The sequence below is a fragment of the Geomonas diazotrophica genome (genome assembly GCF_018919385.1).
Lineage (GTDB): Bacteria > Desulfobacterota > Desulfuromonadia > Geobacterales > Geobacteraceae > Geomonas > Geomonas diazotrophica.
This window is the reverse complement of the sequence record NZ_JAHLMF010000008.1, coordinates 229,262-251,132: the sequence shown is the minus strand read 5'-3', so window position 1 is coordinate 251,132 and position 21,871 is coordinate 229,262. Positions and strand designations below refer to the sequence as shown.

Below are 21,871 nucleotides of genomic sequence, written 5' to 3'. Positions count from 1 at the left end.
CCATGCGCGTTGCCAACATCGTCCACCTCGGTGTCAAGGAACTCTTCAGCCTGCTGCGCGACCCGGTCATGCTGGTCCTGATCTGCTACGCCTTCTCGCTCGCCATTTACGCCGCGGCGACCGCCATGCCCGAGACCCTGCACAAGGCCCCCATCGCCATCGTGGATGAGGACCGCTCCCAGCTTTCCATCCGGATCGGCGATGCCTTCTATCCGCCCCAGTTCTCCCCTCCGTCCTTCATCACCCGGGAAGAGATGGACGCCAGGATGGATGCGGGTCTCGACACCTTTGCCCTCTCCATCCCCCCCGATTTCCAGCGCGACCTTCTCGCCGGACGCAGCGCCGAAATCCAGCTGAACATCGACGCCACCAGGATGAGCCAGGCCTTCACCGGCAACGCCCACATCCAGACCATCGTCTCCAACGAGATCGCCGGTTTTTTGCAGCGCTACCGCCCCGATTCGGGGCAGCAGGTCGACCTGGCTCTCAGGGCGCGTTTCAACCCGGAGTTGAATAAACCCTGGTTCGGCGCCGTCATGAAGATCATTGACAACATCACCCTGCTTTCCATCATCCTGACCGGTGCCGCCCTGATCCGTGAACGGGAGCACGGTACCGTCGAGCATCTCCTGGTCATGCCCATCACTCCCTTTGAGATCATGATGGCCAAGGTCTGGTCCATGGCCCTCGTGGTGCTCTGCGCCACCACCGCCTCGCTCTACCTTGTGGTCGAAGGGGCGCTGCGGGTCCCGGTAGAGGGGTCGGTGCCGCTATTTTTGGCGGGTACCGCCCTGCACCTCTTCGCAACCACCTCCCTCGGCATCTTCCTGGGCACGGTGGCGCGCAGCATGCCGCAGTTCGGCCTTCTTACCATGCTGGTCCTACTTCCCCTGCAGATCCTTTCCGGTGGCACCACGCCGCGCGAGAGCATGCCGGGGCCGGTGCGCGGCGTCATGCTCGCGGCCCCCAACACCCACTTCGTCATGCTCGCACAGGCGATCCTGTACCGCGGCGCCGGGTTTGACGTGGTGTGGCCCCAGTTCGCCGCGCTCTTCCTGATCGGGAGCGTCCTCTTCGCCATCTCGCTTTCACGCTTCCGAAAGACCATCGCAACCATGACGTGAAACGTGTGCACGTAGGAAATTTTGGTATAACTAAGGCTTGTTGCTTAAATCCGGTTATCTGGAGGAGCATATGCACTTTTCCCGACAGGTCGCACGCCTGGTGTTGCTGGCCGCTGCTGCAGCACTACTTTTCCCGGTCCCCCGTGCCCTGTGCGGCACCGTCAAACCCCTCTCCATCTCTTCGGGAACCACCACCAGTTCCTACTACGCCGCTGCCAGTGCCGTGGCCAAGATCTTCAACAAGAAGAGCGCGGTGTACGGCATGAGACTCGCCACCGTCGCTTCGGCCGGGTCGGTGGCCAACATCGACGCCGTCGCCGAGGGAAGGGCGGCTTTCGGCATCGCCGAAACCGAACTTCTGAAGAGGGCGATGCAGGGTGTGCGTCCATGGGAGGGGAAGGCGAGAGGGGGACTGCGGGCCGTCCTCGGGCTCTATCCCGCAACGGTCACCATCGTTGCGGCGGTGGACAGCGGCATAAAGCGCGTCTCGGACCTGAAGGGGAAAAGGCTCAACATCGGCGCCCCCGGCTCCATCGACAACACGTACGCCAGCGCATTGTTGCAGATGTCCGGCCTCAATCCCGGGGAGGTGATCAACACCGAGCACTCTACGGCGATCGCTCCGGAACTGCTGCAAAAAGGGGACATCGACGCCTACCTCTGCATCGTCGGGCATCCGAACCTGACGGTTCTGGAGGCGAGTGCTGGACAACGCAAGGTGCTCCTGGTTCCGCTGGACGAAGGGCTGATCAGGCAGGTGACGGCCAACAACCCGCTCCTCGCCCCGGTTCTCATCCCCACCCGGTTCTACCCCAACGTGCAGACCGCTGGCGCGGTGCAAAGTCTCGGCGTTCGTACCGTCTTGTTCACCACTGCCGACCAGTCTGACGAGTCCGTGTACCATGTCGTACGCGAGATACTCGGGAACCTCGACCTGTTCCGGCGCCAGCATCCGATCTTTCAGGATCTGACACCGGAGCAGGCCGCTCGTGTCACCGCCATTCCTCTGCATCCGGGGGCGGCACGCTACTTCAAAGAGTCCGGCCTGATACCTTAGCGGCCGGCAGTAGGGAGGTCTTCATGAAACGCTTACTGGCGCTGACTCTGCTGCTTCTTTCCTTCCTTGCCGCCCGGCCTGCCGCCGCGGCGCCACCGCAATCCTACTTCTACCCCTTCGTGAACCCCTACGAGGCGACGGTCATGGAGCTCCCGAAGGAATTCGAGGTCCGGCTACCCGACGAGGTCCCGGTCCACGAGTTCGTGGTCCGACCCTTCCCGAAGCGGGAGATACCCGAGGTCTTCTGGTACGAAAACGGGCTGGTCTGCTCGCTGGTGGCCCAGGATCACAAGGCCCCGCTGGTTTTCCTGATCGCGGGTTCCGGTTCCCGTTTCGACGTCCCGCGCATGTTGAAGCTGCAGAAGGTGCTGTACCAGGCGGGATTCCACGTCATCTCGCTCACCTCGCCGACCCACATGGACTTCGTGGTGAACGCGGCCAGCGGGCTCCCCGGCATCGCCACCGACGACGCCAAGGACCTGTACCGGGTGATGGATCTCGCCTACCAGAAGGTCCGCAAACGTGTCGACGTCTCCCATTTCATGCTCGCCGGGTACAGCCTTGGGGGCTTTGACGCCGCCTTCGTCGCGAAACTCGACGACCAGGAACATCGCTTCAACTTCAGGCGCGTGCTCCTGATCAACCCGCCGGTCTGCCTGTACGACTCGGTATCGGCCCTGGACCGGCTGCTGGTGGAGAACGTCCCGGGAGGGATGGACAACTTCGACAACTGGTTTCGCGGCGTCTTCAGCCAAACCATGCACCTTGCCGAGGCCTGGGAGCCGGGGGGGCTTAGCGGCGAATCGATGTACCGCACCTACAAGCGGATGCAGCCCAGCGAGAGCAATCTGGCTGCCCTCATCGGCCTCACCGCGCGCATGAACGCCGCTGACATGATCTTCACGGCTGACGTGATGAACGGCGGCGGCTACATCGTCCCCAAAAACGTCCGTCTCACCTCGACCACCTCGCTCACCCGCTACGCCATCGTTGCCTACAAGACGAGCTTCGTCGACTATTTCGAACAGTGGCTTTTCCCGCACTACCAGAAGATGGAGCCGGGTTTGACCCGGGAGGCCTTGCTGCGGCGGGAAACCCTGCGCTCGCTCGAGGGGTACCTGAAGGGGTCCAGGAAGTTCGGTCTCATCCACAACGAGGACGACATCATCCTGGTGTCCGGGGACATCGAGTACCTGGAACGGGTCTTCGACGACCGGGCATGGATCTTCCCAAGCGGCGGACACATGGGCAACATGTTCAACCCCGACGTGGTCTCCGCCATCACCGGCTTTCTCAAAGGGAAGGAGGAGTGATCATGAAAAAAATCGCCGATCACATGCCTTGCTCGCTGTCGCGCGGAAAAGGGACCGGGGGGGGAGGGCGGTTCCTGGTGCCGCTGCTGCTCTTGGTGCTGCTTTCCGCCTGCAGCTCGATGCCCAAGGTCACCGGTCCGGTCGAGCCGCCGCTCAGGCGCTACGAGGACCTGGTCAAGCCTGGGCAGCCCAACATGCTGGACGTGAATGACTCGGTGGAGGGGTTCAACCGCGGCAGCTACCGGTTCAACTACTACTTCGACGAGTACCTGTACCGCCCCGTGGTGCGCGGCTACGAGTTCATCATGCCCAACTACCTCGAGGACCGGGTTTCCGACGCCCTCGACAACCTGGGTGAAATTACCAACTTGACTAATAATCTTATGCAGTTCAATCTGAAGGGCGCCGGCGTCACGGTGAGCCGCTTCGTGATCAACTCGACCATCGGCATCGGAGGCCTTTGGGATCAGGCGAAGAAGATGGGGCTCAAGCGCCAGACCGAGGATTTCGGGCTCACGCTCGGGCACTACGGCACCGGGAGCGGGACCTACCTGATGCTCCCTGTGCTCGGCGCCTCCAACGTCCGGGATACCGCCGGGCTGGTCGCCGATGCGGCCACCGTTGACTACATCGGCCCGTTGGCCTGGCTAAACGACAACACCGCCACCTACGCCTATGCCGGTGTCTATGCCGTGGACCGCAGGCATCGCACCCCCTTCAGGTACCGCCAGACCGGCTCCCCCTTCGAATACGAGCTGATCCGGACCCTGTACACCATGAAGCGCGACTACGACATCGAGCAGACCAAAGAGAAGAAGTAAGTCCGGAGGTAGCAGTTGCTGAGGTTCCTACATTCCATCTTCAGGCGGGGCACGCGAGGAGGTGCCGTGCCGGAATCCCTGGTCAACAAAGCCATAGAGCGCGCCGTCGACGGCACCGATCCCTGGATCCGTGCCGTTTTCGGCTACAAGAAGAAGCTCCGCCCGGCCGTGCTGCATGCCATCGACCACGTGGTGTCGCTTGTGGACGGCACCGGCCCGATCCTGGCACTCGACCCGCAGCGCTACGACGAGGAGACCAACCTGCGCACGTATTTCATCTCCGCTTCGGAGATGGGACTGTTCCTGGAGCGTGACCCGGGGCTCGCGCAACTGCGCGGCAAACCGGGGGACGGGCAACGCGTGGCGACGGGGCTGTTGCTCATGGAGAAGCAGGAGCGGCTCACCCTGGGCGCCGCGATGTCAGGCGACGTGGTGCTGCGCGACGTACCGCAGGTGACGGTCAGTTTCGAAGGACACAGGCTCATCGACCTAAACGACAAGGAAGAGGAGACCCGCTACCTGTTGAAGCGCCGCGCCTACGATCACCTGCTGCGCATAGCGCTTGGGAGGATCACCGAGATCAAGACGCGGCGGGGCAACCTTGAGAAGCACCGCACGCTTTTGGGCTCCAAGCTATCCCTGTTGCGCCGCGGCGGCTTCGGCTTCGGTCCCGGCTCGGGAGCGGAACCGGACGTGGCGACCCTGGAGCAACGGTTGGCACAGATCGAGGAGCAGCTTTTGGAGATAGGGAAGGACGACAAGATGCTGGAGGTCTACCTGGGTGTGGTTGCCGACGTACTGGGGCGAGCCGAGGAGCATCTGTGGGTGGGGAAGGAGACGCTGGTCGTGGACCGGATGGGGATCAAGCGCAAGGAGGCCGGCCCCGAAGCCCGCGAGATCAACCTCGACGTACTGTGCGACGCCGAGGGGAGGAGACTGGTGGTCTCCCTGGTGAACATTCCGACTTAGCCGGCACGAATATCCGAACGACTGCGCCCCCTGCGGCTTCGCCGCAGGGGGCGCTTTGCCTAGGCCCGATCCTGTTCCGGTTCGAGGACCACGCAGCGCACCCCCAACCCCTCCAGCGCCGGACCGAAACAGCCGTTGCATGAGAGGCAGACCGACTTGGCGCGGTCTCCCTCGCGCCATCTCCGCACCAGGTCCGGTTCACCGATCAGGGGGCGACTGAGGGCGATGAACTGGGCCTCTTCCCGCTGCACCAATTCTTCCGCCACCTCGAAGGAACGGATCCCCCCCACGAGGATCAGCGGTATCCCCACCTGTTTCTGGTAGTCCTGCGCGGCCGCCCGGTAGTAGACCTCGTGCTCCCTGCTGGTCAGTTCCCCTGGGCGAGGCGGAATCAGCTCCTCCGACAGCGGGGTGCCGCCGGAAAACTCGATGGCATCGACCGAGGCCTTTTCCAGAAGTTGGGCGACCTGGAGGGCTTCCTCCGCCGTCATGCCGTCCTCCAGGAAATCGTCGGAATTCATCTTCACGAGGATCGGGTATGCCTCTCCCACCTTGCGCCGCACCGCGTGGACCACGTCCAGGAGCAGCCTGGCCCGGTTCTGCAGGCTGCCTCCGTAGCTGTCCTCGCGCCGGTTGAAAGCGGGGGAGAGAAACTCGCTCAGCAAAAAGCCGTGTGCGGCGTGGAGCTGCACCGCGTCGAAGCCCGCCGCTTTCCCCCTGGCGGCCGCGTCCGCGAAGGCGGCAATGAGCCCTTCGATCTCGCCGGTGGTGAGGGCCTGGTTGAGCGGGCCGTCCGCCGAGGGGACCCTCGGGCGCTCGCCGGTCAGTTCCTGCGACGAAAATCGGCCGGCGTGCACAAGCTGCAGCGCGATCCTGGCACCCGCTGCGTGTACCGCCTCGGTCATGCTGGCTAGGCCCGGGAGAAACCGGTCGTCCCAGGCCGCCATCTGCCAGGGGGTGGATTGTCCCCCCTTGGTGACAAAGGCGTAGCCGGTGATGATCAGCCCGATGTCGTTGCTCGCCAGCTCCACCATCATATCCGTCAGCCTGGGCGTGACGGAGCCATCCTCAGCCGCGAGCCCCTCCCAGGTCGCCGATCGCACGAATCGGTTTTTCAGACTTAGCTTCCCAAGGCAAGCCTCTTCGAAAAGTTGTGCCATCCCTTACTCCTTCAGCCCCTGCAGATGGAAAGGGGCGTGCCGCTATAACCAAGGCGGATCCCGGTGAACTCTTGCCGAATAAGCCACTGGTGTTGTTGAATATTCTCTAGTTTTGGACTTCCTCTTGAAAGGAGATTCGATATTTCAACTAGTTACGATTTGGCACGCCCGATGCTATTAGTTGAACAGGTGCGTAATGAAGCGCAACAAAATCTCTCGATAAAAGGAGGATGTAACAATGAAACGTAAACTCTTGGTACTCATGGCGGTATCCCTTTTCGCGGCGGTAACCCCGGTACTGGCTGACGAGGCCCCGAACCACGGCAGCATGCACAAAACCGGCGACGCCCAGTGCGAGAAAGAGTGCGCGATGCTCCTGAAGGATTGCAACAACCAGGTCGACAGCATCCAGGACAAGATCAGGAAGCTGCAGGTCGCCATCAACGAGCAGGGCGCCACCACCTACACGGTCGAGGAACTGAAGATCCTCAAGAAGAAACTTCAGGAGGCCAACGATACGCTGCGCGTGCTGAACAGGCACTAGCGGGGGAGGGGCCTTTCAGGTCCCTGCCTCTTTGGCCGCGGTAAAGAAAGGGCGCGCTGCCACCGGCAGCGGGCCCTTCTTTGTGTGTGGAGTGCGCCCGCTCCGCCAAAAAGGCGGCCCTAACGTTTTTGCAGCATCGACTTGGCAAGCTCGAGGTTGTGATAGGCTATCCCCCGCAGGCGCGCTCCTTCCGCGTCCTTGCGCCCGGCGAGCTCCGCCAGGAAGAGGTCGAGCTCCTTGCGCGCCGCGTCCGTCTTCTTCTTGTCGTAGGGAAGCGAGAAGTTGATCCCTTTCACGTCCCATGCGCTTGCGGGGAGGAGGGTAAAGGGAGCAAAATCCTCCAGCTTCCGGTTCCCGGCCGGTTCCGGTTTTTCCCACACCTGCTCGGTGAACCTCAACCCGTCCTTGTCCGCAAGCACCTTGTAACTCCCCTTGAAGGGTTTTTTCACGTCGGACTTCTCGAAGTAGTTCCATTCCGATCTGCCCACCTGCGTCGGCGAGTCGTGGCAGGTAGCGCAGCCGCGGGGCTTGCCCAGGGCGTGGCTCATCTTGTCCATCTGTACCCAGAGGATCGCCTTGTTGCGGGAGGGAAGATCGCTGCGGGTGCCGACGCCGATGTAGGCGTCGTTGACGTCGCGCGCCCCACGCACCGCCTCGAAGAATGCGGGCTCCCCGATGGAGGGGTTCCCCGGTACGCGCCGTTTCGAGATCTCCCGGAACATAAGCCCGGTAGGGGCGAGTTCCGCGGTCTGGTTCATTACCGCCATGGGGTAGGGCTTCACCCCGATCCAGCGTCCGTCCGCGTTTTTGATGACGGTGGGGAGATCGCGGGTGCCGTAGTACTCCTTGTGTTTTCCGTACGGCGTCTCCACTCCGAAGGTGACTCCGGGCCCCCAGAAGGTGTACTGGTAGGCGCCGACCACGGTAACGTGGCAGGTTGCGCAGTCCACCTTGGCGTGCGCCGAACTCTGCACCGCCTTTACGATCTCGGCATGGCAGTTGGCACAGGCGGCACGCGCCTGGGGCGAGCCCAGGTGGCCGAACTGGTGGTGTTGGGGCTTATGGCAGTCGATGCAGGTGATCCCCGCCTTGAAGTGCGCCTCCTGGGGGAGGTTGGGAGGAAAGGAGTAATCGCCGCGGAAGTACCCGGCGCCGCGCCTGCGGTCCATGGGGCCGGCGTGGCAAATGGTGCCGCGGCGGCCGCCGTAGCAACTGGTGGTGTCGGGAATGCCGAAACTGTGGCTGCCGGTTCCCGCGTGCGGTTTGTAGTGACAGTCGTTGCATCCCGGATGGCACATGTTGCAGGCGCGGTTTGATGCGTCGTTCTGCGCTTCGGAGTAGGGGACGGCGGTTTGACTCCTTAGGTTGTCGTAGTTCTGCCCGAACCACATGCCGCAGTTCTGGGGACCGGGGAGCTGCTCCGACCATTTGCGGAACGATCTCTGGTGTTTCAGCAGCCCCATCTCCGAGCTCGCGTAATCCTGCACCTCCTGTGCATGGCACCTGCCGCAGGTCTTGCGGGCGATGTCGGGGGAAAATGCGAAGGTTTTGTGATCACGGTCCTGCCAGTGGATGCCGGCCACCGCCTTGATCCCGAGCCCGGCAAGTTTTGCCGGGTCCCCTTCCGGCGTCAGGGCCTCCATGTCGGAGGAGCGCGGTACCAGGGCCTTTACCGCCCCTGCCGCCTGCCGGGACAGCGCCTCCCCCTTGACTCTCGGGCCCACCCCGACCAGGAAGGGGCGCAGCATGCCCCGGTGGGCGTTTTCCTTGTCCTTTTCGTTTGCGGCGCCGAGGTGACAGTCGACGCAGGTCACCCCAGGCATGTTGACCTCGCGGTCCACCTGCGCAGGGTCGAGGTACATGGCCTCCGCGCCAAGCGACTTCAACATGTTCCTGTCACTGTGACAAACGATGCACTGAGAGTCTGCACCGAGGCCCCAAGCCGTACCCGAGACAACCAGAGAGAGCACAACGATCGCAATGGCTTTCATCCACTCCTCCCTTCATCAGCTGTTCGACAGGCTGCACGAATTCATCCCACAGATTCAAGGGCACCCTGCCGCGGCAGTTACTTGATGGTGAAACCTCCGTCCTGGTTGGGTGTTATGGTAGCGTCAAGGTACCGGACCTGGTACCCCTTCTCCTTGAGGATGGTGTAGGCCATCTCTGCCCGTGTGCCGGTGTTGCAGTGCAGCACGAGCTTCTTGTCCCTGGAGATCTCTGCCAGGCGGTCGGCGATCTCGTCGGCGGGTATGTTGACCGCGCCTTTGATCATCCCCGTTTTGGCTACTTCGTCGGCGCCGCGTACATCCAGCAGTTGTACCCCCGCCGGGATCCCACGGGCGAAGGCCTGGAACTCGGCCACCGATATGGTGCCGGGCTTTGGCTTGGGAACGTAGACGACCTGTGCGGCCGGTTTCCCCGCAGCGACCTGGTAGCCTGCACCTTTCCAGGCGGCGTATCCGCCGGTGAGGACGCGCGGTCCCGGATAACCCGCCTTGATCAACTTGGCCGCGACGCGCTCGGCGCTGCCGTCACCATTGGCATCATAAATGACCACCGGAGGCTTCAGCTCCCGTTTCGGGAAGGTCGCCAGGGCCTGATCCATCTCGCGTTCCGGCACGTTGGTCGCGCCCGGAATAAACCCTTGTCCCGCCTCTGACTCGGGGCGCACGTCGATGAGCACGAAGGAGAGCCCTTTGTCGAGCCACCCCTCCTTGAGGGACTTAGCGCTCAACACGGTGAAGTTGCGGCTGTTCCATTCGGGGATGCCGTCGTGGAAGATCTTTACGTTGGTGTAGCCGAGTTTCTCCGCCTCACGGGCGGAGGAGGGGCTGAGCGCTCAGGTGACGCCGGCACAGAAGTAGACCAGCAGTTCCCCCTTGTCCTTGGGGAGTTTGTCGAGATTCTTCTGGAAGGCGGGGAAGGGGATGTTGATGGCTGTCGGGATGGACCCGTCCTGGAACTTGGGCGCCGGCCGCGCGTCCACCAGGGTGTACTTTTCCTTGCCGGAGACGAGCTTTTCTACCTGCTCGACCTTGAGCTGTTTTTCGGCAGGCACCTGCATGGGAGGCTTGATGGAGATCTCGCTGATGCTTTTCAGGCCCTTGCCCGTTTCCGTGTAAACGACCCGGACCTCGTGCCCTTTCTTGATGGCCCGCAGCGATTTCTCGAGGTTGCCGGGCACGGCGCCGTTGAGGACCCTGAGGGTATCCTTGTCGAAGCTGACCACCTCGGCGCCGTCGTCAAACCTGAGCTGGATTGTCTGCGACTTCATCGCCACGGTGTCGAAAAATGCGCGCAGTTGACCCTCGGCCGGTTTGTGACAGACCGAGCAGGATTTCACGTCTTTCGCCTTGAACTTGGCCGGTGCGGCCTCTTCTGCCATTACGCCGTGCGCTGTGAACAACGCGACGACTGACAGAGCGGACAGCGAACAGCTGATTCTTCGAAGCGACATCACTTTTCCTCCTTTGAGAGTGGCGTGTTATCGAGGTGGTTACCTGATATCAACATAGCGGTAAAACTTTACTGAGTTATAGCAGTTTCTCGCTCCGACGCCACCACAATGAGTGAAAAGATCTGACAAAGAAAAGAGGAATTACCCGCACGGGATAATTCCTCTACTCAGTTTCGACCTCGGTGCAGCGCTATGTGGTCACGCTCAACACCAAGCTCGTCTGCGTACTGCCGGCATCGACGTACTTCGAGAGCGAATCGATCAGTTTCTGCAGTTCGCTCACCTGGTCCTCGAGCGAGGAGCCGGAGCGGTCCTGCATGCCGCCCGGGGGAGGACCCGGCGGCTGGGAACCGTCGGCCCGTGCGGCGCTGTTGCCGGTAGCGGTGCTGGTGCTTGCGCTGGTACTTGCACTGGTACTTGCGCTGGTACTTGCACTGGTTGCGGTGCCTGTGACCGTGCTGGTGCCGGACCCGTCGCTGCCGGAAGAGAGCTTCTCCACCAGCGCCTTCAAGCTTTCGAGGACGGCGCCCAAATCGTCCTGGCTGGTGCTCTGCGCGCTCGCAGAACCGTATGCCTCCATCCCCTGCTGTGGCGGCACCGGCGGAGGTCCGTCAGGCATCCCATGCGTCTGGCCGAACCCGCCGTTTTGCATCAAGGTGTTCAGCTCGTCCATGCTGAGCGAGCCGTCGCCATCGCTGTCGTAGCTTTTGAAGGCATCGTCGCTGGTATCGAGCGTGGTGCCGCTCTTCTCCTTCAACTTCTCCGCCATGGTCTGCAATTCGGTTTGTGATACTCCCCCGGAGCCGTCGCTGTCGACCTTCTTGTAAAAATCCTGGGGGTTGTGCCGCATGCCCGCACCGCTGATTCCGTTCACCATACTGCCTCCTTGTTTCCCGAAGCGTTACCTGCTGGCTTGAGTCTACCTGCTCCCGGCGTTGCTTCAGTTAAGACGTGTGGGGGCGATGTAAAGTTTTGTAAAAATCAAGAATCCATATCATTTCAATTCTTTACAACGAGTACCTGCCGTTGTCGCTATACTGGCCCCAGCTTGATCAACAAGGCGATACTTCGAGGAAAAGATGAAGATTCCAACGCTGGCCCGTGCGCTTTTCATCTGCGCGGGTCTGGGGCTTGCCGGCTGTGCCACGGTCGGCCCCGACTATGTGATGCCGCAGCTCAAGGCGCCGGCTGCCTGGCGGCAACTGGACGACAAAGGCGCGACCCAGAGCACCTCCGCGGAGAACTACGACCTCGGCTCGTGGTGGCTCACGCTGAGGGACCCGCTACTGTCCGAACTGATCGAAAAGGCGGTCACGGCCAGCCCGGACCTGCGCAGCGCCGAGGCGAAACTGCGGGAATCGCGCGCCCGTAACGCGGTGGCCGGTTCCGATCGTTTCCCTACCGTGACCGGCTCCGGCAGCGCCGCGCGCAACAGATCCAGCGCGAAATCCGGCAGCGGCGCGACGACCAGCCTGTTCAGCGCCGGATTCGACGCCAGTTGGGAACTTGACATCTTCGGCGGCACGCGCCGCGGCATGGAGGCGGCCGGGGCGGATCTGGAGGCGAGCCTGGCGACCTTGCAGGGGGCGCAGGTCACTCTGGCTGCGGAGGTTGCCCAGAACTACCTGGAGCTGCGCACCCTGCAGAAAAGGATCGCCATAGCCCGTGACAACCTGGCCAGCCAGTCGGAGACGTTGCAGTTGACCGAGTGGCGCGCACAGGCCGGACTGGTGGCCACCCAGGACGTGGAGCAGGCACGCAGCAACCGGGAGCAGACGAGGGCCGCGATTCCTACCTTGGAGGCGAGCCTCACCGAGGCGGAGCACAGGTTGGATGTCCTCTTGGGCGAGGCCCCAGGAACGCTGCACGGGCGGCTGTCGGCGGTAAAGGATCTGCCGCTCCTGCCGGATCAGGTGGCGGTCGGCATCCCGGCGGAAACGCTGCGCCAGCGCCCCGATCTGCGGGCGGCGGAGCGCAAGCTTGCGGCGGAGACGGCGCGGGTCGGCGTCGCGGAAGCCGCCCGCTATCCCTCGTTCACGCTCTCGGGCTCCATCGGGTTGGAAGCCCTGACCCTTGGGGGAGTGGCCGGCGGATCCGCGGCCAAATCCTCGCTCCTCGGTAGCGTCACCGCCCCGGTTTTCGATGCGGGCACGCTGCGCAGCCGGGTCGAAATCCAGGACGCGGTGCGGGAACAGGCGCAGATTGCCTATCAGCAGTCGCTTCTGACGGCCCTGCAGGAGGTGGAAAACGCCCTGGTGACGCTCTCTCGCCGGCAGCAGCGTGGCGAGGCGCTGCAAAGTGCTGCGCTGTCGGCGCGTAACGCCGCTGAACTGGCGCGGCAGCGCTACGGCGCCGGCCTGATTGATTTCCGGTCCGTGGTGGATACCGAGCGCAACGTACTTGGTGTAGAGGACAGCCTGGCCGAGACGCGGGGAGAAACAGCGCAGGCGCTGGTCGCGCTGTACAAGGCATTGGGCGGCGGCTGGCGCCGCGAAGGAGAATCGAATTAGATGAAGGAAAACGAAGCACAACGAGTCGAGGCCGCGTCCCTGGAGAAACTTCTGAAGGCCGATCCCGCAGGTCTGCTTGGCAAGAGCAGGGTCTGGATCGTCGCTGCCGCGGTCGTGGCGGTGCTGGCGGCCGCCGCCTTTTCGCTCCGCCCCGCCGAGAAGGATCCTGCGCCCAGTTTCGCAACGGAGGCGGTCGAGTCGGGCACGCTGGTGGTCAAGGTCTCGGCCACAGGCAACCTGCAGCCGACCAACCAGGTCGACGTGGGGAGCGAGCTTTCAGGGATGGTGGACAAGGTGCTGGTCGACGACAACGACCGGGTCCGGAAAGGGGAGGTGCTGGCCCTGTTGGACCTCTCCAAGCTGAAGGACGCCGTGGTCAAGTCGCGGGCGAGCCTGGTGGCGGCCCAGGCGCAGGTGCTGCAGATGCAGGCGACCTCCGCCGAGGCGCGCGCGGCCCTGGCCCGGTACCGCCAGGTGGCGCAGCTCTCCGGCGGCAAGGTTCCCTCCAAGGCGGAGCTGGATACCGCCGAGGCCAACGTCAAGCGCGCGGAAGCGAACGAGGCCAACGCCCGCGCCGCGGTCACCCAGGCGCAGGCCAACCTGCAGTCGGACAAGACCAACCTGGCCAAGGCGACCATCCGCTCCCCGATCAACGGGGTGGTGTTGAAGCGGAACGTCCAGCCCGGGCAGACCGTCGCCGCCTCCTTCACCGCCCCGGTCCTCTTCACCCTGGCGGAGGATCTCTCGAAGATGGAACTCCAGGTGGACGTGGACGAGGCCGACGTCGGCCAGGTCAAGGTAGGGCAGAAAGCCTTATTCACCGTGGACGCCTACCCCGGCCGGAAGTTCGACGCGGTCATCACCCGGGTGAGTTACGGCTCCCAGACCAAGAACAACGTGGTTTCCTACCTGACGGTACTGCAGGTGAAAAACGACGACCTCAGCCTGCGCCCGGGGATGACCGGCAGCGCCGAGATCACCACCGTGACCCGGGACAAGGCCCTCTTGGTCCCCAACGCCGCCCTCCGTTTCACCCCTTCCTCCGGCGAGGCGGCAGCCAAGAAGCCGGGCGGGGTGATGGGCGCCCTGATGCCGCGCCCACCCGCGGCGCAGCCAAAGCAGATTACAGCCGGCAGCAAGGACGGGCAGCGCCAGGTCTGGGTGCTGCAGGGGGACAAGCCGGTTGCCGTCGAGGTGAAGACGGGCGCCAGCAACGGCAAGGTGACCGAGATCGTGGCGGGCGCCCTCAAGCCGGGAATGCAAGTCATCACCGAAACCCAGGAGGCTAAGCAATGAGTGGATCGCCGTTGATCCGCCTGTCAGGAGTGACCAAGAGCTACGGCCGGGGGCATGCCGAGTTCCAGGCGCTGAAGGGGATCGATCTCGACATCTTTTCCGGCGACTTCGTCGCGGTCATGGGCCCAAGCGGCTCCGGCAAGTCCACCACCATGAATATCCTGGGCTGCCTCGACACCCCGACCAGCGGCAGCTACCAGTTCCAGGGGGTGCACGTGGAACAGCTGGAGCGCAACCAGCGGGCCCTTTTGCGCCGCCACTACCTGGGCTTCGTGTTCCAGGGGTTCAACCTCCTGGCCCGCACCACGGCGCTGGAAAACGTCGAGCTGCCACTCATCTATCGCGGCGAACCGGCGGCGGCAAGGCACCAGGCGGCCCGCGCGGCGCTGGAGCAGGTCGGGCTCAAGGGGTGGGAGTCGCACACACCCGCGGAGCTCTCGGGCGGCCAGCAGCAGCGGGTCGCGATCGCACGCGCCATCGTGACCCGCCCGGAGGTGCTTCTTGCCGACGAGCCGACCGGCAACCTCGACACCCGCACCAGCCATGAAATCATGGAACTGATCACCTCCCTCAACGCGAAGCTGGGCATAACCGTCCTCATGGTCACCCACGAACAGGACGTCGCCTCCTACGCACGGCGGGTGGTGCATTTCGTGGACGGGGTGGTGGAGAGCGACCTGCGCAACGGGGAGGGATACTGATGCTCTGGAACACGCTGCTCCTCTCCCTGCGCGCGATCCGCCGCAACCTGATGCGCTCCTTCCTCACAGTGCTCGGCATCGTGATCGGAGTCGCCGCCGTCGTCATCATGGTGACCTTGGGCAACGGCGCCACCAGGTCGGTTTCCGATCAGATCTCCAGCATGGGGAGCAACCTCCTGATGGTGATGCCCGGCCAGCGCTTCGGTCCCGGCTCGGACGCCGCACCCAGCTTCAAGAGCGCCGACATCGACGCCATCAAGAGCCAGATCTCCAGCGCCGAGTGGGTGGCCCCGGTCGCCGGCAAGTCCGTCACCACGGTCTACCAGTCCCGCAACTGGCCCACCATGGTGAGCGGTACCAGCAACGACTACTTCCATGCCGGCAACTGGGAGATCGCCTCCGGCCGCATGTTCGCCGAGGGGGAGGAGAGGGGAGGGAAGGCGGTCTGCGTAATGGGCGAGACCGTGCGCAAGAAGCTCTTCGGCGGCCAGAACCCGGTGGGGTGCGAGATCCGGGTCAAGGACTTCTCCTGCGAGGTGGTGGGAGTACTGAAACCGAAGGGGCAGTCAGGCATGGGGTCGGATCAGGACGACAGCATCGTCATGCCGCTCAAGACAGTGCAGCGCCGCCTGACCGGCAACCAGGACGTGAGCCGCTTCAGCATCTCGGTGCGCAAAGGCGCCTCCGTCGATGCCGCCACCAGGCAGCTCACCCTGCTTTTGCGCGAGCGGCGCAAGATAAGCGACAGCGAAGAAGACGACTTCCGGGTCATGGACACCCGGCAGATCGCCCAGACGCTGACCAGCACCACCAAGATCCTCACCATGCTCTTGAGTGCTGTGGCGGCGGTGAGCCTGCTGGTTGGCGGTATCGGCATCATGAACATCATGCTGGTCTCGGTGACCGAGCGTACCCGGGAGATCGGGATCCGGCTTGCCATCGGCGCGCTGGAGCGGGAGGTGCTGCTGCAGTTCCTGATCGAGGCGGTGGTGCTGGCCGGGATGGGAGGCCTGGCCGGCATCGCCCTGGCCACCGGCGCCTCCGTGGCATTGGCGCACGCCATGAACATCCCGTACCTGTTCGATCTGAAGATCAACCTTTTATCCTTCTTGTTTTCTGCGGCCATAGGGGTTGTGTTCGGCTTTTTCCCGGCCCGCCGGGCAGCCGGCCTCAACCCCATCGACGCCTTGCGCCACGAGTGAGGCCGGCACAGTTTCGTCCACCTTGTCCAATGAGCATGGAATACCCGCAAAGCGAAGTTCAGGGGGGGCACGTGGTGCACACTGGACGTGCTTGCCACCGGACCATCAGCAATGGGTGTCATGTCCAGGGGTGTCCTCTCTGGGAGGGGTCGATTGCACGATGCTGAAGAATTCGGGATCCTCCAGTTTCTCGACAAATTCGATGGCAGCACTTTCGTCGCCACCCGCTGCGAGAAAGACTTGCCATTCCAGAAGAGTGTCCAGTTCGTCGGTGATGTCCTTCACCTTCACAGCAAGGTTTGCGGCGTCGAATTCGGTGTAATACCATCTGCTCGGAGTTTCGGTGGACAGCACACGCTTACCACAAAACTTTTGGCTGAACTTATTGGTTTTCATGTTGTAGAACAAATTCCTCCCATTCACATTGAGCAACGCGACGTCCTTCTCGGGACAGATCCCGGCTAATACCGTAATACTCATATGCGCGACGCTTTCGGCATCCAGATACTGCTTCACCGCTCGCAGCTTGGGATTCAGGACGTTTACGATGCCGTCCCCAAGAGCATAGATCTGGCTTCTCCCAGCGTCGATACCGAGGCAATTGAGACCCTGGGTTGCGCCGACTCTGCTGCAGCCTCTCGGCGGTTCCAGGTTGCTCTCCAAAACATGGGTGTAGCAATCGGTGGTTGCCACGAACCTGTCGGGCTGGTATGACAGCCGGAATGCGTCAAGGCTCTCACACGGTGCTTCATAGGTTCTCACCACACTGCTGACAAGGTCGATGGATTGCTTCACTACTCTAAAATTGTTGCCTTCCCGGATGACGGCGTAGTAGGAATTGTCCTTACTGCCGGACATGAATATGCCCTCAAAAGACGCGCCTTCCTGGTAGTTGAAATGCTGATTGAGGTCGAAAACAGCCGTGAATCGACTTGCCATTTCTGAAAGTTTGGCGCGCCACATCGTGTTGTTGGTTCGAGAGTTAGCCAAGAGGAAGACGTCCTTATCCGGCAAGCAATCCATCACGTCCAGATCCTTGAAATTGGGCGACCGGTACCTGGTGGCGCTCATGCACCACATGTTGAGGACGATGATGGTCTCTTCATCCTCGCGCAACAGCACGTGTCGGTCAGAGGAGCACATTTTGTCCAGGCGCGATGGGGCGGATTCCCAGGAGAGATCAACGACCAGATCCGGCGAAACGGTCATCGGGATCGCTTCGGCGGAAATGGCAAACATCTGCGCAACCTCATCGTCGTATTTATCTAGGAGCTGCGCCATCCAGGGGCTGGTCAATGTCTCCCTGAGCTGCGCCGCTTTTGTGGAATTTCCCAAAAGCAGGGCGTCACGGTAATCCAGTGGGCCCCACTCGCACTCCGTCTCCGGCTCGAGGCGGTAAATTGCGCGTTTCGCTTCCTCCTTATAGGCGGCCCTCTCCGCGGCAGGCAATAACGCCAACGGCTTTTGTAGTTGGGCGTAGAGCTTTCTGGCTGTGGCCAATGCGTCCCTTTTTTCCTCCCACTGATCCAGTTCATCCAGCAAGGAAAACAATTGCTCGGCCTCTCGCCTCGCCTTCGCCGACTCCAGTTCGAGGAGCGTGTCGTATAGCTCCTTGAACAGAGGGGAGCAGTGAAAATACTGCTGCAGGTCCTGCACCGTCTCCCAGCAACCTTCCACCTGTCCCTGTTGCACCTGCCGCCTGAGCCTGACGAACCTAAGCCACTGCTTCATGGCATCTCCGTCCGCAAGTTTCCGAAGACCCTTGTTATGGCAGAGGACAGAAAAATAAGGAGATATGGCGCATGCCCGATGGTAGTCCGCCTCCTCCCCTTGGCGCGACAGCCAGAGCAGATTGTGATAGCTTTCCTCCCACCGTTCCTGCGCCGCGAGTGCCCGGAGCGTGTCGAGGCGGTCTTCAACCGCTTCTTTCTTCTGGCGATTCCTTTCCCGTGCCATAAGGTCCCTGATCTGCTCGCCTCTCTCCTTGTCCCGCTCCAGAAGCTGCGCCAGCAAATCGAGCTTCTCGGTGGCCGTCTCGCTGGACCCGAATCGCTCCCAGAGCCTCTCGACTTCCGCTCCACTCCTCCTCGCCTCAACCTCTCCGGCTAATTCGCGCGCCTTCTTGAAGTTCGGGTAAAGGGAAAGGGCTCGCTGAAGCAGGGACTGCGCTTGGCTGAGATCGTTGCAGGCAAAGGCCGCCTCCGCCTTTTGCAGATAAGGCTCGGCTTCCTCGAGCATGGCCGCCTCTATCTCCTTTCTCAAGCTGGTATGGGTGGTCACGAATCCCTCTTTTTCATCCGCCACCTTCAGAAGATAATAGGCCAGTGACAAGTTTCCATCCTTGAATGAAATGTCTGCGTAGGCGTACAGGGAGTTTTTCTCGAGATCCCCCGGCTCCGCCGACTCGAAGAGAGCCCTCGCCTCAGCAATCAAGCCGTTACCGTAATAGGTCATGGCGAGCAGTTCCCGGACGACCTTGTCCTTAAGCAGATGCCTAGGCTGCGCCAGCAAGACCTCAATAGCCCTTTGATACGCTCCCATCTGTTCCGTCAACATCCTGGCGGCTTTTATCAGGGTCGGCAACTCCCCGGGGGCAGCGATTCGAATGTTGGCCAGGAGTTCCTCCGCTTGAGGGTATTCGTACTGCTCAAGCAGAAGTTCGGCGTTTCTCAGGGCTTCCTTAGGCGAACCGCTGGCTGTCCGTTTCCTGGATTTCGCCCTCTTCGCCTCGACGTTTGTCGGGGAGGGTGCCGGTGCAGAGTGGATGCTGCCTACCGTGTCGAGCGCCTTCATTGAAAGGGCATTGAGATCTGCATGGCAGGCGTCGATGGAGGGTAGGGCATTGTGCTTGATGAGGATTATGTCCGCGTTGCAGGGATGAGGCGCCAGGTGGAAGGTTTCTCCGTAGGTCTCCAGAAGCAGGTTTTGCAGCTGGTTTTTGATGCGGTAGCCATACTCCCTATCACTCTCGGGAAGCTGAAGGCATGTGGGATTCACCCGTTTGATCAGTGATATCAGTTCCGGAGAGGACGGAATCCGCGCCGACCTAAGAACGCTCTCCGCCGCTTTGACATGCAGTTGCCAACTCATAACGCCCTCCTTGTTTAAGTTAAAAATATTTTAATTGTAGTGGGTCTTCCTCCCGGTGCAAGAAAGTTCCTTTCCAATACTTTCCGGCAACGTCATCTCGTATTCCCTCCTTGTTTTCTCCGGCTGTTGGCGTTATCTTTGCGGATCTGACCGGTCACCGCCGGTGAATTTGTGAATGAGCCTCCACGCGGCTGCGATGCCGACTCTGTCAAAAGGTAGTCCTGTCCAGTGACCAACCACGTTCCGCGCCTGCTGAAGCTGGCGGCCCCCATGATACTCTCGACCTCTGCCATCACCCTGATGCAGATCGTGGACGCCATCGTCCTGTCACGTCATTCCAGCGCCGCCGTGGCGGCCATCGGACCCGCCGGCCTGGCGATCATCCTGTTCCAGGGCTTTCTCTTCGGTACCGCTGGGTATGCCGGCACTTTCGTCGCCCACAACCACGGCCGAGGCGACGCCGCCGGCGTGCGCAAATCGGCATGGCTCGGCATCAACACCTCGCTCGCCTCCGGCGTCCTCGCCCTGGTCATGGCCTGGCCGATAGGCCAGCTTTTCCGACTGGCGGGGCACACGCCCGACGTCGCTGCCGACGAGATCAGCTACTTCACCATCTGCATGGCCGGCTCGCTCTTTCCCGTGCTCGGTTCTGCGCTGGCCGGCTGGCTCTCCGGTATCGGGCGCCCTGTCATCGTCACCGCGGTGACCTTCTTCTCGTTTGCAGTCAACGCGCTGCTCGCCTGGGGACTGGTGCTGGGTACCTGGGGCTTTCCGCGCCTTGGGATCACCGGCGCCGCGCTGGCCACCGTTTCCGCTCAAGGGGTTGCCGCGCTCCTCTACGTCGCCATCTTCGTTGCCGGCGGGGGATGCACGGACCGTGGCGACAGGCGCCTGCACGGCGGCGAACTGTCCCGTTTCCTGAAACTGGCCATGCCCATGGGGCTGCGCATCAGCGGGGAGCTTCTTGCCTGGACCCTCTTTCTCGTGGTGCTGGGGCGGCTGGGGACCGTGGAACTGGCGGCGTCCAGCATCGCCTTCCGGATCAACGGCATGGCCTTTTTCCCCGCGCTCGGCCTCGGGCAGGCGGCAGGCATCCTGGTGGGGCACGCCCGCGGGGCAGGGGAGGACGACGAGGTTCCGGCCATCGCGTCCCAGTCGCTGCTGGTGTGCGAGGTCTGGATGCTGGTGATGGCCGTGCTGTTCGCCACCTGCTCGGCGCCGCTCATGGCGATCTTTGCCGGTCACGGCCCAGAGAGCGCCCGGATCGTCGAGACCGGCTCTCTCATAATGAAGTTCGTCGCCTTCTACTGCCTCTTCGATGCTGCCAACGTCATGACCGGCTGCGTGCTCTCCTCCGCCGGCGATACCAACTGGGTCGCCCGCACCTTCGTCTATTGCTCTGCAGGTTTCCTGCTCCTTTTGTGGCTGATCGACAGCTTCATGCCCGGCTTGGTCGCCGAGTGGACCCTCGGCACCTGCTTCGTCCTGTTCACCGCCGTTGTCTGGTCGCTCCGCTTTCGTTCCGGCGCCTGGAGAACGATCCGGGTGCTTCACGACTCGCACTGAGACTGCCCCGGATAGTCACCACCATTCCCCACCATTTCTACTGTAGTATTCTCTTCTGCTACTACTCCCTTCGCTATCTCTCCTTGTACTTATCGTTCCAGTAAAGTGCCATGCCTGGCAGCTTCCAGTCGGGATTTGTCACAGAGAATCGGCATGTTGCAGCTCGCTGTGTTTCCCCTTTGCCATTGGCTGTAATAAGGTAATACAAAAACCTACCACCCAACTGTGCAATAGCGATAAATTTTCTTGACTGCTTTGGTTGAATAAGCTACAACGTCACACAGGTTTGGATCGGCGGTTTTACGCCGATTGCCGACGTGGAACCGAAATCGCATCTGGAAAGGAAGCCCCAATGAACGCTGTGCCTGAAGTCCCCGCCAACGCAACCGCCCAGGACATCCTTCGCCTCGGTATTGAAGCCGTCCAAGGTCCGGTGAAACTCGCCTGCTCCTTCTCGCTTGAGGATGTCGCCATCATCGAACTGGCCAAGGAGGCCGGTCTGGAGATCGGCGTCTTCGCCCTCGATACCGGCAGGCTCAACGAGGAAACCTACGAGGTTGCCGACGCCCTGACCGAACGCTACCGCATCAAGATCGACTGGTATTTCCCGAAGCACGAGGCGGTGGAGAAGCTGGAGCGTGAGAAGGGACTTTTCTCCTTCCGGGAGTCCCTGGAAAATCGTCACGAGTGCTGCCATATCCGCAAGGTGGAACCGCTGGGGCGCGCGCTGCAAGGGCTCGCCGGCTGGATCACCGGCATGCGCCGCGAACACAACGTCACCCGCACCGATCTGAAGGCGATCGAGCTGGACCAGTTGAACGGCGGCATCCTGAAGCTCAACCCGCTGCTCGACTGGAACGAGGCCCAGCTCCTTCAGTTCGTCCAGGAACGCCGTCTGCCGCAGAACCGCCTCTTGCAGCAGGGGTATCGCTCCATCGGCTGCGCTCCTTGTACCAGGGCGGTCCAGCCGGGTGAGGATGCCCGCGCCGGACGGTGGTGGTGGGAGAACCCTGAGCACAAAGAGTGCGGTCTGCACCGCAGGTAACCGGGGTAGAGGG

17 protein-coding genes are annotated in these 21,871 nt (G+C 62.2%); 12 read left to right on the top strand and 5 right to left on the bottom strand.

The genetic code is table 11. The annotated features are described in order from the left end of the window. Nucleotides 1–2: 2 nt before the first annotated feature. The 5 genes from KOM00_RS11085 (at nucleotide 3) to KOM00_RS11065 (ending at nucleotide 5,284) form a co-directional block, all read left to right on the top strand. On the top strand, nucleotides 3–1,124 hold the full coding sequence (locus KOM00_RS11085) for an ABC transporter permease (protein WP_216499089.1): 1,122 nt from the start codon (nucleotides 3–5) through the stop codon (nucleotides 1,122–1,124). Nucleotides 1,125–1,194: 70 nt separating this feature from the next. Beyond that, nucleotides 1,195–2,181: a TAXI family TRAP transporter solute-binding subunit gene (locus tag KOM00_RS11080; RefSeq protein ID WP_216498974.1), complete on the top strand. Its 987-nt coding sequence runs from the start codon at nucleotides 1,195–1,197 to the stop codon at nucleotides 2,179–2,181. A 23-nt stretch (nucleotides 2,182–2,204) separates the two neighbouring features. Beyond that, nucleotides 2,205–3,494, top strand: a complete 1,290-nt coding sequence (locus KOM00_RS11075) for an alpha/beta hydrolase (RefSeq protein ID WP_216498973.1) — start codon at nucleotides 2,205–2,207, stop codon at nucleotides 3,492–3,494. Between the two features lie 2 nt (nucleotides 3,495–3,496). Continuing rightward, nucleotides 3,497–4,315, top strand: coding sequence for an MlaA family lipoprotein (locus KOM00_RS11070; protein WP_302467704.1), 819 nt, complete (start codon nucleotides 3,497–3,499; stop codon nucleotides 4,313–4,315). 66 nt (nucleotides 4,316–4,381) lie between these two features. Next, a complete protein-coding gene (locus KOM00_RS11065) occupies nucleotides 4,382–5,284 on the top strand; it encodes a hypothetical protein (RefSeq protein WP_328758368.1) in 903 nt (300 codons plus the stop codon). 59 nt (nucleotides 5,285–5,343) lie between these two features. On the opposite strand, the gene KOM00_RS11060 is transcribed toward KOM00_RS11065, so the two are convergent. Beyond that, on the bottom strand, nucleotides 5,344–6,444 hold the full coding sequence (locus KOM00_RS11060) for an NADH:flavin oxidoreductase (protein ID WP_216498971.1): 1,101 nt from the start codon (nucleotides 6,442–6,444) through the stop codon (nucleotides 5,344–5,346). Between the two features lie 238 nt (nucleotides 6,445–6,682). Between KOM00_RS11060 and KOM00_RS11055 the strand changes: the two genes are divergently transcribed. Beyond that, nucleotides 6,683–6,988 (top strand): hypothetical protein, encoded by a 306-nt coding sequence (locus tag KOM00_RS11055; protein WP_216498970.1) that lies wholly within the window; start codon nucleotides 6,683–6,685, stop codon nucleotides 6,986–6,988. A gap of 119 nt (nucleotides 6,989–7,107) precedes the next feature. On the opposite strand, the gene KOM00_RS11050 is transcribed toward KOM00_RS11055, so the two are convergent. The 3 genes from KOM00_RS11050 to KOM00_RS11040 form a co-directional block, all read right to left on the bottom strand. Next, on the bottom strand, nucleotides 7,108–8,877 hold the full coding sequence (locus tag KOM00_RS11050; RefSeq protein WP_236026889.1) for a cytochrome C: 1,770 nt from the start codon (nucleotides 8,875–8,877) through the stop codon (nucleotides 7,108–7,110). A 179-nt stretch (nucleotides 8,878–9,056) separates the two neighbouring features. Next, on the bottom strand, nucleotides 9,057–10,448 hold the full coding sequence (locus KOM00_RS11045; RefSeq protein ID WP_216498968.1) for a rhodanese-like domain-containing protein: 1,392 nt from the start codon (nucleotides 10,446–10,448) through the stop codon (nucleotides 9,057–9,059). Nucleotides 10,449–10,638: 190 nt separating this feature from the next. Then, entirely contained in the window at nucleotides 10,639–11,325 is a 687-nt protein-coding gene (locus tag KOM00_RS11040; RefSeq protein ID WP_216498967.1) for an EF-hand domain-containing protein, read from the bottom strand. 202 nt (nucleotides 11,326–11,527) lie between these two features. Between KOM00_RS11040 and KOM00_RS11035 the strand changes: the two genes are divergently transcribed. Genes KOM00_RS11035 through KOM00_RS11020 form a run of 4 tightly spaced genes read left to right on the top strand, consistent with a single transcriptional unit; the run spans nucleotide 11,528 to nucleotide 16,157 of the window. Further along, nucleotides 11,528–12,958: an efflux transporter outer membrane subunit gene (locus KOM00_RS11035; protein ID WP_216498966.1), complete on the top strand. Its 1,431-nt coding sequence runs from the start codon at nucleotides 11,528–11,530 to the stop codon at nucleotides 12,956–12,958. Continuing rightward, nucleotides 12,959–14,254, top strand: a complete 1,296-nt coding sequence (locus tag KOM00_RS11030) for an efflux RND transporter periplasmic adaptor subunit (RefSeq protein ID WP_216498965.1) — start codon at nucleotides 12,959–12,961, stop codon at nucleotides 14,252–14,254. It begins immediately after the preceding gene. Beyond that, on the top strand, nucleotides 14,251–14,955 hold the full coding sequence (locus KOM00_RS11025) for an ABC transporter ATP-binding protein (protein ID WP_216498964.1): 705 nt from the start codon (nucleotides 14,251–14,253) through the stop codon (nucleotides 14,953–14,955). Before KOM00_RS11030 ends, KOM00_RS11025 begins: the two co-directional genes overlap by 4 nt. Then, nucleotides 14,955–16,157: an ABC transporter permease gene (locus KOM00_RS11020; RefSeq protein WP_216498963.1), complete on the top strand. Its 1,203-nt coding sequence runs from the start codon at nucleotides 14,955–14,957 to the stop codon at nucleotides 16,155–16,157. Before KOM00_RS11025 ends, KOM00_RS11020 begins: the two co-directional genes overlap by 1 nt. Before the next feature lie 105 nt (nucleotides 16,158–16,262). Here KOM00_RS11020 and KOM00_RS11015 read toward each other — a convergent pair whose 3' ends face one another. Continuing rightward, nucleotides 16,263–19,247 (bottom strand): tetratricopeptide repeat protein, encoded by a 2,985-nt coding sequence (locus tag KOM00_RS11015; RefSeq protein ID WP_216498962.1) that lies wholly within the window; start codon nucleotides 19,245–19,247, stop codon nucleotides 16,263–16,265. Between the two features lie 228 nt (nucleotides 19,248–19,475). On the opposite strand from KOM00_RS11015, the gene KOM00_RS11010 reads away from it, so the two are divergent. Continuing rightward, nucleotides 19,476–20,813 (top strand): MATE family efflux transporter, encoded by a 1,338-nt coding sequence (locus KOM00_RS11010; protein ID WP_328758364.1) that lies wholly within the window; start codon nucleotides 19,476–19,478, stop codon nucleotides 20,811–20,813. A gap of 352 nt (nucleotides 20,814–21,165) precedes the next feature. Then, a complete protein-coding gene (locus tag KOM00_RS11005) occupies nucleotides 21,166–21,858 on the top strand; it encodes a phosphoadenylyl-sulfate reductase (RefSeq protein ID WP_216498961.1) in 693 nt (230 codons plus the stop codon). The last annotated feature ends 13 nt before the right edge of the window (nucleotides 21,859–21,871 follow it).

Coding starts and splice junctions, on each gene's coding strand:
- KOM00_RS11085 (WP_216499089.1), top strand. CDS start 3: ATGCGCGTTGCCAACATCGTCCACCTCGGTGTCAAGGAACTCTTCAGC.
- KOM00_RS11080 (WP_216498974.1), top strand. CDS start 1,195: ATGCACTTTTCCCGACAGGTCGCACGCCTGGTGTTGCTGGCCGCTGCT.
- KOM00_RS11075 (WP_216498973.1), top strand. CDS start 2,205: ATGAAACGCTTACTGGCGCTGACTCTGCTGCTTCTTTCCTTCCTTGCC.
- KOM00_RS11070 (WP_302467704.1), top strand. CDS start 3,497: ATGAAAAAAATCGCCGATCACATGCCTTGCTCGCTGTCGCGCGGAAAA.
- KOM00_RS11060 (WP_216498971.1), bottom strand. CDS start 6,444: ATGGCACAACTTTTCGAAGAGGCTTGCCTTGGGAAGCTAAGTCTGAAA.
- KOM00_RS11055 (WP_216498970.1), top strand. CDS start 6,683: ATGAAACGTAAACTCTTGGTACTCATGGCGGTATCCCTTTTCGCGGCG.
- KOM00_RS11050 (WP_236026889.1), bottom strand. CDS start 8,877: ATGTTGAAGTCGCTTGGCGCGGAGGCCATGTACCTCGACCCTGCGCAG.
- KOM00_RS11040 (WP_216498967.1), bottom strand. CDS start 11,325: ATGGTGAACGGAATCAGCGGTGCGGGCATGCGGCACAACCCCCAGGAT.
- KOM00_RS11035 (WP_216498966.1), top strand. CDS start 11,528: ATGAAGATTCCAACGCTGGCCCGTGCGCTTTTCATCTGCGCGGGTCTG.
- KOM00_RS11030 (WP_216498965.1), top strand. CDS start 12,959: ATGAAGGAAAACGAAGCACAACGAGTCGAGGCCGCGTCCCTGGAGAAA.
- KOM00_RS11025 (WP_216498964.1), top strand. CDS start 14,251: ATGAGTGGATCGCCGTTGATCCGCCTGTCAGGAGTGACCAAGAGCTAC.
- KOM00_RS11020 (WP_216498963.1), top strand. CDS start 14,955: ATGCTCTGGAACACGCTGCTCCTCTCCCTGCGCGCGATCCGCCGCAAC.
- KOM00_RS11015 (WP_216498962.1), bottom strand. CDS start 19,247: ATGAGTTGGCAACTGCATGTCAAAGCGGCGGAGAGCGTTCTTAGGTCG.
- KOM00_RS11005 (WP_216498961.1), top strand. CDS start 21,166: ATGAACGCTGTGCCTGAAGTCCCCGCCAACGCAACCGCCCAGGACATC.